Origin of the sequence: Paranoxybacillus vitaminiphilus, assembly GCF_003259935.1 — a bacterium.
Taxonomy (GTDB): Bacteria; Bacillota; Bacilli; order Bacillales; family Anoxybacillaceae; genus Paranoxybacillus; species Paranoxybacillus vitaminiphilus.
Map to the genome: position 1 here is coordinate 112,576 of NZ_QLMH01000003.1, position 14,274 is coordinate 126,849.

Consider the following 14,274-nt stretch of genomic DNA (forward strand, 5'->3'; position numbering starts at 1 on the left):
TGGTGGGACAATTAATTAAGCTGCAAGATTACATTTCACGGTATGAACAAGATATTTATCGTTATCCGGGCAAATTTATTCGTCTAAAGAAGGCACAATGGGAAAAAGTAAAATACGCATGGGAAAATGAGATGCTCGATGCTCTTTATTCAGCTGAAGAGCAAATGCAGGAGTCAGAGGAATGGTTAGAGGAGAAACAATCGTTCTTTTCAACGGTGAAAAATTGGTTCAGGCGCTCCTCTCAACCAGAAGAAAGGGAGAACGAAGATGCAGACGAGAATAGCGGAGAAGCTCCTTTTTCCTTTTCCTTTACGACTGAACCACATACGCTAGCCGATTTAAAAGCCTTGTTTCTTGAAAAACTATTCCATCTGCAGCTTCAGTGGGCGAGCTCTACATTAAGGGATGCATCGATCATCGATAAAAAATATTACTATGATGAAAATTTAAAATATTTTTTACAAAGATTTCCTGATACATATTTATGTTTATATAAACCTGTATTTCGCTTGAAAAATGCTCCGGTTGAATTAGAAGTGATTTTATTGAGCCCGATTATGACGTGGTGCATCACTTTTGCCGAAGGGAAAGAGGATAATATTATTATCGGTTCTCACGAACGCTTTTGGACAGAATTAACGAATGGCAAAGAGAAAAAAATCGTCAATCCGCTCATTGCCTTGAATCGAACAGAAAATATTATCAAAAAAATTTATCAAGCACATCATATACAATTCCCGATAAAAAAGGTGATTTTAAACCGAAATGGATATTTAGACTATAAATATGCTCCGCAAGATATTCAATTGATTGACAAGCGCAATTATGAACAATGGTTTTCTTCATTAAGAAACTTGACCTCTCCGTTAAAACACATTCAGCTGAAAGCCGCTTCGGCATTGCTGCGTTATTGTCAAAGTCAATATAGCGAACGTTTAGAATGGCAGGAGATGGATGAAGATGAAGAACAAGGGGGCTGACACTTTCTTTTAGGTCAGTCCCATCAATCTATGTTCTTAGGAGGTGAGGGTTACTTGTTGCAAGTGAAGCGAACATTTGAAGCGTATTTAGACGAAATGAATCTGATTACCATTTTAATTCCAAAATCGTATTTTCAAGGGTTGGTCAGTGCATTTACGTTACAGAATGAACGTGGTGAAAAACGAGATTTACCGATTCAGCGAAAAATTGATTTGCCTGCTTTTTTGAAATACGAATGCCGCTTTGATTTTCCGATTGAAATTGGCGGGCGATATATCATTTATGAGGAGCACGGAGCATTTACTGATTTGCAAATTGGCGCCGTCACTCGCACAACAGAATTTGATAACCGCTATTACTATGATGGTGACGACCTTGGAATTACGTATCGCGAACATGAGACGATATTTAAACTTTGGGCTCCGACGGCAACCGAAGTAAAGCTGAAATTATGGAGAGAAAAAGAAGACGTACAAATGATACAGATGGTGCGTCATGAGAAAGGCATTTGGACTATTTCAGTTGCGGAGAATTTGGAAGGGTATTATTATACATATCTTGTATGTGTGAATCTCGTCTGGCGTGAAGCGGTTGACCCATATGCTGTAGCCGTTTCCGTGAATGGTGAGTATGGTGTAATTGTTGATTTAGCAAAGACAAGATGGTCCAAACCAGCTTTGCCTCCATTATCTTCGCCGACAGATGCGATTATTTATGAAATGCATATTCGTGATTTTACGATTCATCCGGAAAGCGGGATCATGCATAAGGGAAAATATTTAGGATTAAGTGAGCAGCATACAAAAGGACCAAACGGAACGAGCACGGGACTTTCGTATTTAAAAGAGCTCGGAATTACCCATGTTGAATTGCTTCCGTTTAACGATTTTGCCGGCGTTGATGAACGAAATCCAGACAAAGATTACAACTGGGGCTATAATCCGTTGCACTATAACGCTCCTGAGGGGAGTTATGCAACTGACCCTGTCGATCCGTATGTCCGCATTTATGAGTTAAAGCATGCGATTAAGACATTGCAGGAAAATGGAATCCGCGTCATTATGGACGTTGTCTACAATCATGTCTACATTCGGGAACAATCTTCGTTCGAAAAGATTGTTCCCGGCTATTATTTTCGTCATGATGCCTATGGAATGCCTGCAAATGGTACAGGTGTCGGCAACGATTTTGCTTCTGAGCGGAAGATGGCCCGCAAATTTATTATCGATTCGGTTCGATTTTGGCTGCAGGAATATCATGTCGACGGCTTTCGTTTTGATTTAATGGGGATTTTGGACGTAAACACAATGAATGAAATCCGTAAGGCGGCAGATGCAATAGCCCCTTCGATTCTTATTATAGGAGAGGGCTGGGATTTAAATACTCCATTGTCACCTAAAGACAAGGCGAATATGCAAAACGCTGAAAAGATGCCGCGCATTGCTCATTTTAACGACCGTTTTCGCGATTGTGTCAAAGGCAGTACGTTTAATTTATACGATAGAGGTTTCACGCTTGGCAATGGTCATTATCGGGAAGAGGTAAAACGGGCGATTGCCGGAAGCATTTCTTTAGGAACAGGAAAGAAAGGACTGTTTAAAGAGCCTGTTCAAACCATCAATTATGTGGAATCCCATGACAATCGGACATTTTGGGATAAAGCTGCTGTTTGCAATGCGTTTGAAAGCGAAGAGATAAGGAAAAAGCGGCAAAAATTAGCGACCTCAATTGTCTTATTGTCCCAAGGAATTCCGTTTTTGCATAGCGGTCAAGAATTTTACCGTACGAAGCAGGGAGTAGAAAACAGCTATAACTCTCCAGATTCAATTAATCAACTTGACTGGAGAAGAAAAAGCGAGCATGAGAAAGATGTTCGTTATATTCAAGGATTAATTGCGCTTAGAAAATATCACGGTGCGTTTCGTTTATCAACTGCTGACGAAATACGAACACATATGACGTTTTTCGAAAACGTCCCTCAATCAATGATTGTGTATCAGCTATGCCATGTCAATAAATATGGTCCGTGGAAACATATTTTAATCATTCATCATAATGAAGAAAAGAATGAGACGGTTTCGTTGCCGGATGAGGATATATGGCATGTTGTATGCGACGGAGAGAGAAGCGGTATCCACTCTTTATATACAGTAAACCAAAGTGTGCAAATTTTTGGTATTGCAACGTTTGTCTTATATAAGGAATAGACTTATACTTGACGAAAAAAGCGTTTGAAAGATAAAATCTAGTAAGACAGCGATTGTCTGAAAATAAGCAGTCAGGTAATGCTGTCTTTTTATTTTTATGAGTTGAAGGTGAACTTGCTTGGAACAGTTATTAGGTAAGGAGTGGGAAATAACTCCTGCTGGCGGTGCTACTGGAGATGCATATTTTGCTGAATACGAAGGAAAAAAGCTGTTTTTAAAACGAAATTCTTCACCGTTTCTTGCTGTACTGTCAGCGGAAGGAATTGTTCCTAAGCTAGTATGGACGAAACGGATGGAGAATGGAGATGTCATTACAGCTCAGCAATGGCTGAATGCGCGGGAATTAAAGCCGCATGATATGGGGAGCGAACAAGTAGCAAATTTGTTGCGGAAAATCCATTGCTCTAAAGAATTATTGGCGATGCTGAAGCGGCTTGGGAAAACCCCGTTACTACCGGCAATGATGATAAACGAACTGAAAGTGTCCCTCACTTCTGATTTGTTGGAGACTTATCCAATCATTCAGCATGCATTAAGCTGGCTGGAGCACGAACTTGCTTCTGTTGAGCATGAAGAATTGGTCGTTTGTCATTGCGATATTAATCATAATAACTGGCTGCTTACAGAAGATAATCAACTTTATTTAATTGATTGGGACGGGGCGATGATTGCTGACCCGGCAATTGATATCGGCATGCTTTTATATTCCTATATTCCTGAGGAGCAATGGGAAGAGTGGCTGCGTATTTACGGAGTTCAGTTAACGGAGCATTTACGGATACGAATGAAATGGTATGTTGTATCGCAAACGTTATTTTCGTTTCTTTGGTATAAAACGAAAAACGAAGAAAAAGAAATGCAACGGCTGCTGCATTTCCTTGAAAGAGTTTTGGGTAAATAGGTTTATGACAATTGGTTCATCCACTCTGTTAATTGCTGTTGGTGCGAAAGAATATGGTCATCTAAATTAGCGCTGTATTTTCCGGCTTGTCCGTATGCATATATATCAGGCAGCACGTTTTTTATTTGCGGCTGTACGTTCTCATTTGTTATTAATGATTTGACAAGCCGTTCGATTTGTTCGCATTCGGAAACGGTTCCGCAGCAATCTGTTTGCTGATTTGATAAAATATCTTTCAGTATCGTCATTTGATGTTCATGGTTTAGCGGCATAAACACACTTCCTTTTTAAAATAAAGGTCAGGCTGCTATTTTAATTTGTGCCATCAGCAGAAATTTATACGACATATGACAACAGTCGTTTGTACGGCTGTTTTTTTGTTGATAGCATTCTTGCACTTTCACGATGTACATGATATCTTTGACAACGATCAAAAAGAAATTGAGGTGTCTATATGCGCTTACGAAATAAACCTTGGGCAAAAGAAAAAATTGCCTCGTATCCACAATACGTTGCACCTAATCCAGAGCAGTATAAAGGAAAATGGCATGAACTGTTTGGAAACGATCACCCTCTTCATATAGAAATCGGAACTGGTAAAGGCCAATTTATTGTCGGGATGGCGAAAGCCAATCCACATATTAACTATATTGGCATTGAGCGTTATCCAAGCGTCATCGTTTCAGCGCTCGATAAATTGATTGAGAATGATTTACCGAATTTGCGGCTGTTAAATGTAAACGCCAAAGACTTGGAACGTTATTTTGCCAAAGGAGATGTTGAGCGGATTTATTTAAATTTTTCTGATCCATGGCCAAAAAAACGCCACGAAAAACGCCGTTTAACATATAAAAGCTTTTTGCAGCTTTATGAGAATATTTTAGTTGACGGCGGGGAAATTCATTTTAAAACAGATAACCAAGGCTTGTTTGAATATTCATTAGTCAGCTTTTCCCAATACGGCTTATTGCTTCAATATGTCAGCTTGGATCTTCATAATAGCGATTTTGAGGGAAATATTATGACAGAGTACGAAGAAAAGTTTTCTGCAAAAGGAAGCCGGATTTACCGTTGTGAAGTAAAATACCCAAATGATAAAAAATAGGGCTGTCTCATAAGGGTCTGACCTCAACGTATGTTTCACAATATATCGCTTATTTATCCAGCAGGATGTCCGATATATTGTGTTGTGGGGCTGACCCTTGGCTTTTGAGACAGCCCCCAATTTATAGCTTGCGTGTTTCGAGAATTTTTCCTGTATAAGCGTCAATGATAAACTCATACTGTTCTGTTTCGCGGGAAATTCCGCCTTTATATACGTCATAAACGAAATGGTCTTTTTCGTATTTTTCCGGATTGGTTTGAATCCAAGACCCGACAATGGGTCCTGATTGTTTAAAAGCGTTTTTCGCAAGTGCCAGCGCTTTTTCCGAAGAAATCATTTTTTTATCTAACGATGCGTTTAATATGTAAGCCGCGGCAAATCCAACGCCGACACCGATAAAAAATTTCCGCCAACTCATTATTTAACCTCCAAAGTGTTATTTGTTTTCTTTAGTATAACTAATTTTGCTAAATAATTGTAAGCAAAGTGGAAAGGGTTTCAAGTTTTCGCTACAATGATAAAAGGAAAGGGAACGAATTTGGCAAAAGGGGATTTGGTCATGAACGTAGAGACATTACAATTGTTTAAAACGTTGACAGAACTTCCGGGAGCGCCGGGAAATGAACATGCAGTGCGTCAATTTATGCGTCAGGAATTGGCTAAATATGCTGACGAGGTTGTGCAAGATCGTCTCGGCGGCATTTTTGGCGTGAAACGCGGCGATGAGAACGGTCCAGTTGTCATGGTTGCCGGACATATGGATGAAGTAGGCTTTATGGTGACATCGATTACGGAAAACGGCATGATTCGTTTCCAACCGCTTGGCGGCTGGTGGAGTCAAGTGCTATTGGCGCAGCGTGTACAAATTATTACCGAACACGGACCGGTGATCGGTGTTATCGGCTCGATTCCGCCGCATTTACTTCAAGAAGAACAGCGAAATAAGCCGATGGATATAAAAAATATGTTCATTGATGTCGGTGCCGACGATAAAGAAGATGCGAAAAAAATGGGCATTAAGCCGGGACAGCAAATTGTGCCAATCTGCCCGTTTACACCGATGGCGAACCCGAAAAAAATTCTTGCAAAAGCATGGGACAATCGCTACGGCTGCGGTTTGGCGATTGAACTGCTAAAAGAATTGAAAGATGAAACATTGCCAAACGTTTTATATTCAGGGGCAACGGTTCAAGAAGAGGTTGGTTTAAGAGGAGCGCAAACAGCGGCAAACATGATTAAGCCTGACATCTTTTTCGCGTTAGATGCAAGCCCTGCCAACGATATGACAGGGAATAAAAACGAATTCGGCCATATTGGCAAAGGGGCTCTCGTTCGTATTTACGATCGCTCGATGGTAACCCATCGCGGCATGCGCGAATTTGTGCTAGATACAGCAGAAACGCATCATATTCCTTATCAATATTTCGTGTCACCGGGCGGTACAGATGCCGGCCGTGTTCACATATCTAATAACGGTGTTCCATCTGCTGTGATCGGCATTTGCTCGCGGTATATACATACGCATGCATCGATGATTCATGTCGATGATTACGCGGCAGCCAAACAGCTGTTGATTGAGCTTGTGAGAAAATGCGATAAGGCAACAGTTGAAACGATTCGTCAAAACAGTTAATAACAGGGAGGCTGTCTCAAAACAAAGTGGCCTGCTCTTGAACGGCATCAATGTTCAAGGGGTCAACCATGATGAGGCGGCCTCTTTTTCAATAAGAAGGTGGAGTGAAGCAAATGAAAAAAATTGCGATTGGTACAACGAATCCAGCGAAAGTTTCTGCCGTACAGGCTGTTTTTGCAGCTGAAAATTATCTATTAGTGCCGACGACTGTGTCTTCGAATGTTGCGGCGCAGCCGTTTTCCGATGAAGAAACATTAACAGGGGCAATCAATCGGGCAAAAAACGCGTTAAAAAAAGAAAATGCCGATATCGGAATTGGGCTTGAAGGCGGCGTGGTCGAAATGAACAAGAGGTTATGGGTATGCAATTGGGGGGCGCTTGTTGATAAAGATGGTGTTGTTGTTTCGGCTGGAGGGGCGCGAATTCCGCTTCCCCCTGAAGTTGCACAAGGAGTGCGCGACGGTAAAGAGCTTGGTGATGTGATGGATGAATACACGGGAATGCGAAATATCCGGAAAAAGGAAGGAGCTGTCGGCATTTTTACAAACGGCTATGTCAACCGTGCGGAAATGTTTATTCATATTGTCAAGCTATTAGCCGGTCAATACGAATTTCAAACGAATTGTTTTGTCAAAATCGATGATTAACGTTATTATAAAAAGATGATGAAAGGAGATTGAGATATGAAATCTATTGAAAACGTTGAACAATATAAAGAAGTTATTCAAGAAGGAAAAGTCATCATGTTGTTTACAGCGGACTGGTGTCCTGACTGTCAAGTGTTAAAACCGGTTCTTCCGGAAATTGAGCAGCAATTTTCTGATTATGCGTTTTATTCTGTCGACCGCGATCAATTGTTAGATTTATGTATTGAACACGATGTTTTTGGCATACCAAGCTTTATTGCTTATGAAAATGGAAAAGAAATCGGCCGTTTCGTCAGCAAAGAACGAAAAACAAAGGAAGAAGTTGAGCAGTTTATCAACGGATTAAACCGCTGATTTTTCGGAAAATGGGACGGAAAGGAGGGAAAATGCATGAAAATGGACAGCAAACAAATGCGGAAGGAAATTGAAAAAAGACTTGCGCATTACGATTGGGTGTTCCTTTTTGATGCGAAAAAGGATACCCTCCGTGTAGAAAATAAAGAAATAAAAAAGGGAGTAACCATTTCATTGCCGGGCATCATTGCGAAATGGGAAGAGAAAAAAGAAGCGGCGATTGATGAAGTGGTTTATTATATCGAGCAGACATTAACGAGCATGAACGAAACCCATTCCTTATCCGGTAAAGAAAAAGACATTTACCCTGTTATTCGTTCTACTTCATTTCCTTTAGAAACAAGCGAAGGTATACCGCTTATTTACGATGAGCATACGGCGGAAACGCGGATTTACTATGCTCTTGATTTAGGCAGTACATATCGTTTAATTGACAAAAAGCTCATCGAAAAAGAAAACTGGGAGGAAAATCGCGTTAAAGAAATCGCCCGTTTTAACGTTCGTTCGTTAGAAATGAAAGTAAAAGAAGATCGAGTGGCGGATAATATTTTTTATTTTATTAATACAAACGATGGTTATGATGCAAGCCGCATTTTAAATGAGCCGTTTTTAGCTAAGTTTTCCGAAAAAATAACCGGGACAATGGTACTTGCCGTTCCGCATCAAGATGTCCTTATTATTGCTGACATTCGCAATGAAGTTGGCTATGATGTACTTGCGCAGATGACGATGAGCTTTTTTGCCAGCGGACGTGTTCCGATTACCGCCTTATCGTTCTTATATGAAAATGGAGAACTAGAACCAATTTTCATTTTAGGGAAAAATCGTACAAAAAAATAAGAAAGGATGTTTGAGCGATGAATATATTTTACAATCGTGAAGGTATCGGAGATGTATTGCTTGTTTCATTAAAAACGATCGATCCTGAACAACGGGCGTTTGAAAAAAAGGGAGATGTTGCCCGCATTTTTCATGAAGAAACAGGTGAAACAGTCGGCTACAATATTTTCAATGCATCCAATTATGATGAGTTTACAGGAAACGGTTCGATTGATCTCAATGAAGAAATCGTCTCTGTTATTAATGAGATTTTAGCGAAAAATGGTTTTTCTGAACAGCTAAAGGCCGATTTTTCACCGAAGTTTGTAGTTGGTTATGTAAAAGAAAAAGAGAAGCATCCAAAAGCTGATAAGTTAAGCGTATGTAAAGTCGATGTCGGCAATGAAGTATTGCAAATTGTCTGCGGCGCACCGAATGTGGAAGCCGGTCAAAAGGTGGTTGTTGCGAAAATCGGTGCGGTCATGCCAAGCGGCTTAGTGATTCGCGAGGCGGAATTGCGCGGCGTTCCGTCATATGGCATGATTTGCTCGGCGCGTGAACTTGATTTGCCAAATGCTCCACAAGAAAAGGGAATTCTTGTTTTATCCGATGAATATGAAGTAGGTCAGCCGTTTTTTAAGTAAAATGTTTAGTTAAAAAGTCACTAGATGTATATCTAGTGACTTTTTTGTAGAAAATTCCCGAATTATTGTTAAAATAAATTATGTTGTAAGGTACATTAATGAAAGAGTGATTATTAATGAAATGGCTGAAAAAACTATTCAATTTGATGAGGGAAGAAGAGGAAGAACGAATTTCTGCAGAAAAGCAAGAACGAACGAAGCCGTCGTCTTCTTTTCGCATAGAAACAAAAGTGACATACCAATATCCAAAAGGGAAGTTTCGTTTCCCGCTTATTCCCGATGAACATATGTCATCTCCAAAGCGGGTATCTGCCGTTCGTGAGGTGGCAGCGACATTGATAAATGAATCAAGTGAGCAGGTGAGAAAAAAACCGTTTCGTCCTTCAGAAGTGCCATCTCCCATTTATGGATATAAACAACGTCCTAAAAAAGAACCGGTGGAATTTGAGATAACTTCCGAAGCAGCGATATTCCCTCAAAAAGACGAGGAGATTGTGGAGATCGTGTTGGAGGACGATAAAACACCGCTAGTTAGTAATGAGATAAATAGATTTGAAGAAGAAGTTGAGGAAATACGAGCGGCAGCGCTTTTGCCAACGGAAGATACCGATCCATTAGCAAACTTTGACTTAACGAAAAATGAAGAAGAAACATTAGCGAATAATCGTGAACAAGCGGATGAAAAGGCGGCTGCCGAAGAAGTGCAACAGGCCGAAGAAGCGCAACAGATAGAACAAAATCAGTTTAGAGAGCAGGAACAAAAAGAAAAGCGGCGCTCTCCAATTCCTTACAACGTTATTATGCTGAAGCAAGATCGGCAAAAATGGGAGGAACGGAAGAAACAGGAACAGTCTCAATCATACCGCTTTCCTTCGTTGACGCTGTTGAATCCCCCCGTCGAAAGACAGGAAAATGATGAACAATGGCTCAATGAGCAGCGGGAATTGTTAAATCAGACGTTTGAAAGCTTTAATGTAGGCGCGGCTGTTGTCTGTGTCACACAAGGACCGACGGTGACCCGGTTTGAAGTGCAGCCTGAACGGGGAGTAAAAGTGAATAAAATCACCAGCTTGGCTGATGACATTAAATTGAGCTTGGCAGCGAGGGATATTCGCATCGAAGCGCCGATTCCGGGAAAAAGCACCATCGGTATTGAAATTCCGAACTTGCAAAGCCGTCCTGTGTTTATTCGTGAGATTTTGCAGAGTCCGGCTTTTGTAAGAAATCCGTCACCGCTCACTGTCGCTCTCGGTTTAGATATATCGGGAACACCGATTGTAACAGATTTAAAGAAGATGCCGCATGGACTGATTGCCGGGGCAACAGGATCGGGAAAGAGCGTCTGTATTAATGCGATGCTTGTAAGCTTGCTCTACAAGGCCGCTCCTCATGAAGTAAAGCTATTATTAATCGACCCGAAAATGGTTGAGCTTGCACCGTATAATCATATTCCGCATTTGGTGAGTCCGGTCATTACTGACGTAAAAGCAGCGACCGGCGCCTTAAAATGGGCGGTTGAAGAGATGGAACGCCGCTATGAATTGTTTGCTCATGCTGGGGTCAGGGATATTAACCGCTATAATGAATTAGTGAAGCGAGAACAAAAGCTTGAGCATCATATGCCGTATATTGTTATTATTATTGATGAGCTCGCTGATTTAATGATGGTATCACCTGCTGATGTAGAGGAGGCGATTTGCCGCATTGCTCAAAAAGCGAGAGCTTGCGGGATTCACTTAATTGTTGCGACACAGCGCCCTTCTGTCGATGTCATTACCGGCCTTATTAAAGCAAACATTCCGACAAGAATTGCTTTTTCCGTTTCTTCGCAAATTGATTCGCGAACGATTATCGATACGAACGGAGCCGAGAAGCTGCTTGGCCGGGGTGATATGCTCTTTCTTGAAAACGGCACATCGAAGACGGTTCGCGTTCAAGGAAACTATGTTTCTGATGAAGAAATTGAGCGTGTCGTTGCCCATGTAAAAAGTCAAATGGCACCGTCATATTTGTTTCAGCAGGAGGATCTTATTAAACAAAGCTCACTTTCCCATGAAGATGATGAATTATTTTTGGAAGCATGTGAATTTGTTGTTCAACAAGGAGGCGCGTCGACTTCAAGCTTGCAAAGACGATTCCGCATCGGTTATAACCGCGCTGCAAGATTAATTGAGATGATGGAAGAGCACGGGATTATTTCGGAAGCGCGCGGCAGTAAACCGCGTGATGTGTTAATTACAGAAGAAGAGCTGGCAAAATTACAAGAAACGATGTTATAAAATAAACAAACGTGATATTCTTTCGTTTAACGAAAGATAATAATAATTATATATATTTAGCGAGGGAGCTTAAGGATGAAGGAGATCGAATTAAAGCTGCAGGGAAAAATTAAGAGATTAACAAATAAAACGTTTAAATTTGATGAGCGGGTGCGTGACGGCTGGTTTTCAGCTGTATATTTTTTAAAAACGAGAGAAATTGTGCGCGAATTTCGCCCCGATAATATTGTGACAATGCAATTTTTCCAAAAAGAACATGCCGTTCTTTGCGGCACAGACGAAGTCATTGCCCTTGTCAAAACGTTCGCGGATGATCCGGACAGTTTGGAAATTTACTCATTGAAAGACGGAGATAAGATAAGTCCTTTTGAAACCGTTTTAACGATTACCGGCCCTTATCAAAACTTCGGTTATTTAGAAGGAATTATTGACGGAATTTTAGCGCGGAGAACATCCGTTGCGACAAACGTGTATAATGTAGTAAAAGCAGCAGCGTTGTCCGGGGTACAAAAGCCAATTATCTTTATGGGAGATCGCGACGATCATTTCATGATGCAGGCAGGTGACGGCTACGCTGCGTTCATCGGCGGCTCAACGGCACAGGCGACTCATGCGATGAATGAATGGTGGGGAAAAGAAGGCATGGGAACAATGCCGCATGCACTCATCCAACTATTTGACGGAGATGTTGTTGCGGCAGCAAAAGCGTATCATGCCAAATATCCGGATGATGATTTAATTGTACTTGTCGACTATAATAATGACTGTATTACGGATGCGCTGCGCGTTGCCCGTGAGTTTGGCGACAAATTAAAAGGTGTTCGTGTTGATACGTCACGAACGATGATTGACCAATATTTTATCCGTCACCCAGAAGTGCTTGGTACGTTTGATCCGCGCGGTGTTAACCCGCCTCTCATTTTCGCGCTTCGTGAGGCGCTTGACCGCGAAGGATTCAATCATGTTAAAATTGTTGTCAGCGGAGGATTTAACGAACAGCGAATTATTGAGTTTGAAAAGCAGGGAGTCCCCGTCGATATGTACGGAGTTGGCAGCAGCTTATTAAAGGTTCATATCGGTTTTACAGGTGACAACGTATTGTTGAACGGAAAGCATCAAGCAAAAGCCGGAAGAAGATATCGCCCAAATCCACGGTTAGAAAAAGTCGATTTATCGGAGATATAATAGTGGTTTGCTGGGGGAAAACTGATAGAGGAAGTTCTATCAGTTTTCTTTTTCCTCATAGTCTTTAACACAAAACAGTGATATAATGTTGAAATGTGAGAATACATACGAAAAAGGAAGATTTTTTAGGCAAATAACAAATCTAGATGAACGTCATATACTGTCTTACAGATAGACGATTGTTGGAGGTCTTTGATATGACTGTTTACCATTTCGTCGGCATTAAAGGGACGGGAATGAGCGCTTTAGCTCAAGTCCTTCACGATATGAAATATGAAGTACAAGGTTCAGATGTCAAGAAGCGCTTTTTTACACAACAGGCGTTAGAAGAACGGGGAATTCCAATTTTTCCATTCAGCAGGGAAAATATTAAACCAGGCTATACAGTGATTGCCGGGAACGCTTTTCCAGATACGCATGAGGAGATTCAGGCAGCATACGAATTAGGCGTTCCGGTTATTCGATATCATCGTTTTTTAGGAGAATTTTTGCAAAACTTCACGAGCATTGCGGTGACAGGAGCTCATGGAAAAACATCGACAACTGGATTGCTAGCCCATGTCATGCAAGGAGCTCAGCCAACGTCTTACTTAATCGGTGATGGGACAGGAAAAGGTGTTGAAAACAGCAAATACTTTGTGTTTGAAGCTTGTGAATATCGCCGCCATTTTTTAGCCTATTTTCCTGATTATGCAATTATGACGAACATTGACTTTGATCACCCTGATTATTTTGCCAATATCGATGATGTATTCTCTGCTTTTCAAGAGATGGCTTTGCAAGTGAAAAAAGGGATTATTGCATGCGGCGATGATGAGCATCTGCAAAAAATCCAAGCGAAAGTTCCGGTTCTTTTTTACGGATTTGGAGACGATAATGATTTCCAAGCGCGCAATGTTGTGAAGACAACGGAAGGAACGTCGTTTGATGTATTTGTGCGCAATACTTTTTTTGCGTCTTTTGAAATCCCGCGGCATGGCGACCATAATGTATTAAATGCGTTGGCAGTGATTGCATTATGCCATTACGAAGAGATCGATGTTGCGGTGATCCAAGAACGTCTTAAAACGTTTCAAGGGGTTAAACGACGTTTTAGTGAAAAACAACTTGGCGATCAAATTTTAATCGACGATTATGCGCACCATCCGAGAGAAATTTTGGCAACGATTCATGCAGCGAGACAAAAATACCCGGATCGTCCAATCGTGGCCATTTTCCAGCCGCATACGTATACGAGAACGCAAGCGTTTTTAAATGAATTTGCCGCAAGCCTGCAGCAAGCGGATCAAGTGTATTTATGCGACATTTTTGGCTCGGCGCGCGAACATCACGGCAAACTTTCCATTCAAGATTTACAGGCCAAAATTCCTAATGCGCGCTTAATTCAAGAAGACGATACATCCGTATTAAAGCAGCATCAAGATGCGGTGCTTGTCTTTATGGGAGCAGGCGACATTCAAAAGTTTCAAGAAGCGTACGAACAGACGGTTCATTTATAACCAAATGAGGCAGGAAGGTT

General features: G+C 41.2%; 14 protein-coding genes. 12 read left to right on the forward strand and 2 right to left on the reverse strand.

All coding sequences use genetic code 11. The features are described from left to right. Positions 1–2: 2 nt before the first annotated feature. From B0I26_RS05450 to B0I26_RS05460, 3 genes are all read left to right on the forward strand, one after another. On the forward strand, positions 3–980 hold the full coding sequence (locus B0I26_RS05450) for an NERD domain-containing protein (protein WP_111644451.1): 978 nt from the start codon (positions 3–5) through the stop codon (positions 978–980). 54 nt (positions 981–1,034) lie between these two features. Then, a complete protein-coding gene (gene pulA, locus B0I26_RS05455; RefSeq protein WP_111644452.1) occupies positions 1,035–3,188 on the forward strand; it encodes a type I pullulanase in 2,154 nt (717 codons plus the stop codon). A gap of 118 nt (positions 3,189–3,306) precedes the next feature. After that, on the forward strand, positions 3,307–4,089 hold the full coding sequence (locus tag B0I26_RS05460; RefSeq protein ID WP_111644453.1) for a phosphotransferase family protein: 783 nt from the start codon (positions 3,307–3,309) through the stop codon (positions 4,087–4,089). A gap of 2 nt (positions 4,090–4,091) precedes the next feature. Here B0I26_RS05460 and B0I26_RS05465 read toward each other — a convergent pair whose 3' ends face one another. Continuing rightward, on the reverse strand, positions 4,092–4,361 hold the full coding sequence (locus B0I26_RS05465; protein WP_111644454.1) for a YtzH-like family protein: 270 nt from the start codon (positions 4,359–4,361) through the stop codon (positions 4,092–4,094). Positions 4,362–4,543: 182 nt separating this feature from the next. Here B0I26_RS05465 and trmB point away from each other — a divergent pair, with 182 nt between their 5' ends. Next, positions 4,544–5,194 carry a tRNA (guanosine(46)-N7)-methyltransferase TrmB gene (gene trmB, locus B0I26_RS05470; RefSeq protein WP_111644455.1) on the forward strand — a complete coding sequence of 217 codons (651 nt, stop codon included), beginning with the start codon at positions 4,544–4,546 and terminating at the stop codon, positions 5,192–5,194. Positions 5,195–5,315: 121 nt separating this feature from the next. Here the strand turns inward: trmB and B0I26_RS05475 are convergent, their stop codons facing one another. Beyond that, the gene (locus B0I26_RS05475) at positions 5,316–5,612 is read right to left on the reverse strand and encodes a PepSY domain-containing protein (RefSeq protein ID WP_111644456.1); all 297 of its coding nucleotides are present in this window, start codon (positions 5,610–5,612) and stop codon (positions 5,316–5,318) included. Positions 5,613–5,753: 141 nt separating this feature from the next. On the opposite strand from B0I26_RS05475, the gene B0I26_RS05480 reads away from it, so the two are divergent. The 8 genes from B0I26_RS05480 to murC all read left to right on the forward strand — a co-directional run bounded on the left by B0I26_RS05480 (position 5,754) and on the right by murC (position 14,254). Beyond that, positions 5,754–6,827, forward strand: coding sequence for a M42 family metallopeptidase (locus tag B0I26_RS05480; protein ID WP_111644457.1), 1,074 nt, complete (start codon positions 5,754–5,756; stop codon positions 6,825–6,827). 113 nt (positions 6,828–6,940) lie between these two features. Continuing rightward, the gene (locus B0I26_RS05485) at positions 6,941–7,474 is read left to right on the forward strand and encodes a DUF84 family protein (protein WP_111644458.1); all 534 of its coding nucleotides are present in this window, start codon (positions 6,941–6,943) and stop codon (positions 7,472–7,474) included. A 36-nt stretch (positions 7,475–7,510) separates the two neighbouring features. Beyond that, entirely contained in the window at positions 7,511–7,828 is a 318-nt protein-coding gene (locus tag B0I26_RS05490) for a thioredoxin family protein (RefSeq protein ID WP_111644459.1), read from the forward strand. Between the two features lie 42 nt (positions 7,829–7,870). Then, complete coding sequence (locus B0I26_RS05495; protein WP_111644650.1) at positions 7,871–8,668, forward strand: DUF1444 domain-containing protein; 798 nt, start codon at positions 7,871–7,873, stop codon at positions 8,666–8,668. 17 nt (positions 8,669–8,685) lie between these two features. Beyond that, a complete protein-coding gene (gene ytpR, locus B0I26_RS05500) occupies positions 8,686–9,291 on the forward strand; it encodes a YtpR family tRNA-binding protein (protein WP_111644460.1) in 606 nt (201 codons plus the stop codon). Positions 9,292–9,407: 116 nt separating this feature from the next. Beyond that, the gene (locus tag B0I26_RS05505; RefSeq protein ID WP_111644461.1) at positions 9,408–11,570 is read left to right on the forward strand and encodes a DNA translocase FtsK; all 2,163 of its coding nucleotides are present in this window, start codon (positions 9,408–9,410) and stop codon (positions 11,568–11,570) included. Between the two features lie 75 nt (positions 11,571–11,645). Next, complete coding sequence (locus tag B0I26_RS05510; RefSeq protein ID WP_111644462.1) at positions 11,646–12,755, forward strand: nicotinate phosphoribosyltransferase; 1,110 nt, start codon at positions 11,646–11,648, stop codon at positions 12,753–12,755. 197 nt (positions 12,756–12,952) lie between these two features. Beyond that, positions 12,953–14,254: a UDP-N-acetylmuramate--L-alanine ligase gene (gene murC, locus B0I26_RS05515; protein ID WP_111644463.1), complete on the forward strand. Its 1,302-nt coding sequence runs from the start codon at positions 12,953–12,955 to the stop codon at positions 14,252–14,254. Positions 14,255–14,274: the final 20 nt, after the last annotated feature.

What these genes read in the sequence shown, in the direction of transcription:
- trmB (WP_111644455.1), top strand. Translation starts at nt 4,544, where the DNA reads ATGCGCTTACGAAATAAACCTTGGGCAAAAGAAAAAATTGCCTCGTAT.
- B0I26_RS05490 (WP_111644459.1), top strand. Translation starts at nt 7,511, where the DNA reads ATGAAATCTATTGAAAACGTTGAACAATATAAAGAAGTTATTCAAGAA.
- B0I26_RS05495 (WP_111644650.1), top strand. Translation starts at nt 7,871, where the DNA reads ATGGACAGCAAACAAATGCGGAAGGAAATTGAAAAAAGACTTGCGCAT.
- B0I26_RS05475 (WP_111644456.1), bottom strand. Translation starts at nt 5,612, where the DNA reads ATGAGTTGGCGGAAATTTTTTATCGGTGTCGGCGTTGGATTTGCCGCG.
- B0I26_RS05465 (WP_111644454.1), bottom strand. Translation starts at nt 4,361, where the DNA reads ATGCCGCTAAACCATGAACATCAAATGACGATACTGAAAGATATTTTA.
- murC (WP_111644463.1), top strand. Translation starts at nt 12,953, where the DNA reads ATGACTGTTTACCATTTCGTCGGCATTAAAGGGACGGGAATGAGCGCT.
- B0I26_RS05485 (WP_111644458.1), top strand. Translation starts at nt 6,941, where the DNA reads ATGAAAAAAATTGCGATTGGTACAACGAATCCAGCGAAAGTTTCTGCC.
- B0I26_RS05480 (WP_111644457.1), top strand. Translation starts at nt 5,754, where the DNA reads ATGAACGTAGAGACATTACAATTGTTTAAAACGTTGACAGAACTTCCG.
- B0I26_RS05505 (WP_111644461.1), top strand. Translation starts at nt 9,408, where the DNA reads ATGAAATGGCTGAAAAAACTATTCAATTTGATGAGGGAAGAAGAGGAA.
- ytpR (WP_111644460.1), top strand. Translation starts at nt 8,686, where the DNA reads ATGAATATATTTTACAATCGTGAAGGTATCGGAGATGTATTGCTTGTT.
- B0I26_RS05510 (WP_111644462.1), top strand. Translation starts at nt 11,646, where the DNA reads ATGAAGGAGATCGAATTAAAGCTGCAGGGAAAAATTAAGAGATTAACA.